Origin of the sequence: Bartonella sp. AA126HLJHH, assembly GCF_042197425.1 — a bacterium.
Lineage (GTDB): Bacteria > Pseudomonadota > Alphaproteobacteria > Rhizobiales > Rhizobiaceae > Bartonella.
On sequence record NZ_JBHIRU010000056.1, the window covers coordinates 1 to 3,331 of the forward strand.

The window sequence follows — 3,331 nt, forward strand, 5'->3', positions numbered from 1 at the left end:
TGATACAACCCACCCGCAGAAGAACGGGGATTCCTTGCATTCGGATTGCCTCCACTTTCAACTTGCGCAACACGGTACAAATAACTCTCTGGCAAACCATAACGCGCTGCTGCTTGACGGATCGCTTGATTAACAGAAGGACTAGAACGGGTCATAGCCTAATCTCCTCCCTTACTCAAATGCACTCAATAAATTCAACTCCTCCGTTGAGGCTTTTCCCCCACCTCCAAACAAAGCAGCAGAAAGCTTTTTGAACCATTCTTTTGTCGCATATCCCTTATGATGCGCGTTTACCATGCGTTGAATGAGAGCTACAATTTGATCATTCTTAATCTGTGTCCCCCCTGTTAACAATTTGACAACATCCTTTTCAATCCGTTGACGCTCTCTAAACGCCGCCTCTTTGAAAGGAACCCAAGCTGCCTTCCCAGCAGCTTTTGCTAATTGTACAGCTGCATCACGTTTACCCGTTGGCATACTGACATTATGCGTAAAAGATATCTTTTCATCCGCTACACGACCTGGTATTCTGTTATAAAAATCTGCATAATCAGCTTCTTTATTGACAACATTCTTAACAGCAGAAGCTTTATCTGCTCCATAAATCTTTGCAAATCGTTCATACAGATCATTCGTACCAAAAATCTCCTTTGCCTTGGATACTTCATCTCCTGCTTGCCCCATACCTTGTAAAAGTTTTGCTCTTGATCCCTTTTTAAAGTATTCTTGTTCTCCCTCTGATAATTCATCAAAGATTTTACTGAACTCATCCTTATTAACCGACTTGCTAAGGATTTTAGAACCTTTACCCATAGCATCTACATGTGAACTATATTGATGATACAATGCCCGCCCTTTCTTATATTCAGACGATATATCATCCATAATCTCTAATAACTTTTTGTCGATATCTACTAAGCTACGAACTTTGCTATTGTTTCCTTGCCTCTTTTCTGCCCGTATCATAAAATCAATAGCCTCCTTAGTTTTATGGAGAATACCCATGTTGGGTTTCTCTTTAAGAAGGCTAAATTTTTCAGAAGAAAACGGACTGGCTTTATTGCCATCACTAATGAATCCCCTTAGCCCTTTATTATAAGCTTGTTTAAAGTATGGACGCTCCATTAATTCATTAAGTGCCCCATAATATTTCTCTCCTATTGGTATCTTTTTAGCTATTTCATAAAGAGTATGGGATGCTTCTTTCCTACTCGCGATAAGATCACCTTTTAAACCTGTGACATTTTGACGAGGAACAAAGTGTTCATCAGCAGCTTGATGAATACGCTCCCCTCCTCCCAGCGCTCTCTGCCCAGCTCTTTTAGTCAAATCAAGATAAACTCCTTGATTTCTTTTCGCGATATCAAAAACAAGATCCTGTAAAAAAGGACTATGATCAGCTACGTAATCGGTAGGAACTGCTTTTTTAAAAGATTCTCCTAGATCTTCAGAAGCTTCATTGCCTAAATGTTTACTGATTGCTCTTAATGTATCTTTTGAAACACCTTCTTTTGTATGAGAAGGAGAAAAAAGTCTTCGTATTCCACCAACAGTAGAACCAAGCATACTGCCTACAAGATTTCCAGCCAATGCCCCGCCCGCTCCTAAACCTGCACCAGATAACGTACTTGTAAGTGTATTACCAAGCCCTTCGCCTTCTCCTGCGCCATGTAATGCACCAGATGCCGCTCCTACTTTAAGCAAATGAGGTAATGTTGTTTTGTTCGTGATGCCTAAAAATGGACTTGCAAATCGACTTGGGGGTAACTGACCTGCTTTCAAAAAGGCTTGACCTAATTTTGACCCCGCCACATTCCTTGCAAGTGTAGGCGCTACAAAGCGTGCTCCTGAGGCTAATAATCCTCCCCCTAAAGTCGCAAGGGAAGGAATTGCCGACCCTAAAGCATTTCCAGCAAAAGAAGTCCAATAATGTTGATCACTCATCCTACGATAATAATCACGTATTCTATTGGCTTCTTTCTCATATTTTTCTATGGTTTTCTTATCTCCAGTCCAATAGTTGTAAAGCCCCTTCGCAAAAGCAATTATTGCCAACTCATCATCAGAATCACGTCCTGCCGCTGTGATCCCCGCAATCTCATCATCTAAATTAAAACTCAATCCATGCTTTAAAGAATTCCAAAAGGCTTCACTTTCACTTATTTCGGGATGTTCTGCTTCTTCCTCATAAGAATGGTTGTTATAGTCTGATATGTGTCCAATAATAGGATATTGATCATCATTCCAAATCTGACTATTTGAAGAGCGTTTATTATAATCTGTTATATGTCCAATAATAGGATACTGATCATCATTCCAAACCTGACGTTTTCCAACGTTATCATTCTTATGATTAAGCATTTTAGTATCTCTTTATTCTAATATTACCATCTGCATCTTGAATTTTTGTTCCTATCTCAAATTTAGCGCTCTCTTTGGGACTGGATACCTTCACAAACTCCATAACGCCTTTTTTCTGAGTATTATATTTATCAGAGATTTCTTGAGGGGTTATCTTCCCCGTCATCCAATCATGCAAATCAGTTTTCTGAAGCTTATTTAAAGCATTAAATGTTATTTCAAGATTTTCTAAAGTTTTCAGTAGCCCTTTTGTATTACGCGCAGAATCTAAAGAACCAAAGGTTGCTACCATCGTCCGACTTTCGTAATCTGATATAGGACCAACACTAAGACTTCCTCTAGGATCCATCGATTTTAAGCTCTCAAATACCGCCTTTAAAGCACCACCCTTAATCGTATCAAATAATTTTTCTAATTCATTCGCAGGAGTTCCTCCAATTCCACGCGTAGCCCACGCCTTAAACCCGTTAATCTTATGTTTGCGAATGAGTGCAATCGAATCACGAATAGCATCTATCCCAGCGTTCATCTGATGTTTTGTGGCAATAATATTTTTTTGCTTTTTACCCTCCCACTCTTTCTGTGCTTGTAGCTTCTGATTATACTCAAGTTCTTGTGGAGACCCCTTTACCGGTCTCATTTCGCGTTCACCAGTCTCTGGATTGGTATACCATTGAAACCCCTGACTTAACTTAGGAGTATCACCACCTGTTAGCATCGCACTAAGCATTTGCGGATTACGTGCCATGATAGCAGCTTCTTCTTCGCTGTAACCTTTAGATTTTAGGTATTCGACGGTTTGATTGACTTGTTCTCTTCGTTTATCACCTTCATTAAGATGCTTCACACCACTTGCAAGCGCATCCCACCCAGAACCGTCTGATGAAGATTCCGCCATACCTGCAAAAAGATCTTTGAGCTTCTGATACGCATCTGATTGAAAAAACTTATAAGTATTGGACTGTAAAAA

General features: G+C 39.9%; 3 protein-coding genes. All 3 read right to left on the minus strand.

Going from position 1 to position 3,331, the window contains the following annotated elements:
- Positions 1-155 (minus strand): transglycosylase SLT domain-containing protein (locus tag ACFIQC_RS09405; protein ID WP_375678492.1); only part of this gene is annotated, 155 nt, incomplete at its 3' end.
- Positions 156-171: 16 nt separating this feature from the next.
- Complete coding sequence (locus tag ACFIQC_RS09410; RefSeq protein ID WP_375707099.1) at positions 172-2,361, minus strand: hypothetical protein; 2,190 nt, start codon at positions 2,359-2,361, stop codon at positions 172-174.
- Position 2,362: 1 nt separating this feature from the next.
- Positions 2,363-3,331, minus strand: a 969-nt coding sequence (locus ACFIQC_RS09415) for a hypothetical protein (protein ID WP_375707100.1), incomplete at its 5' end; no start/stop codon positions are given.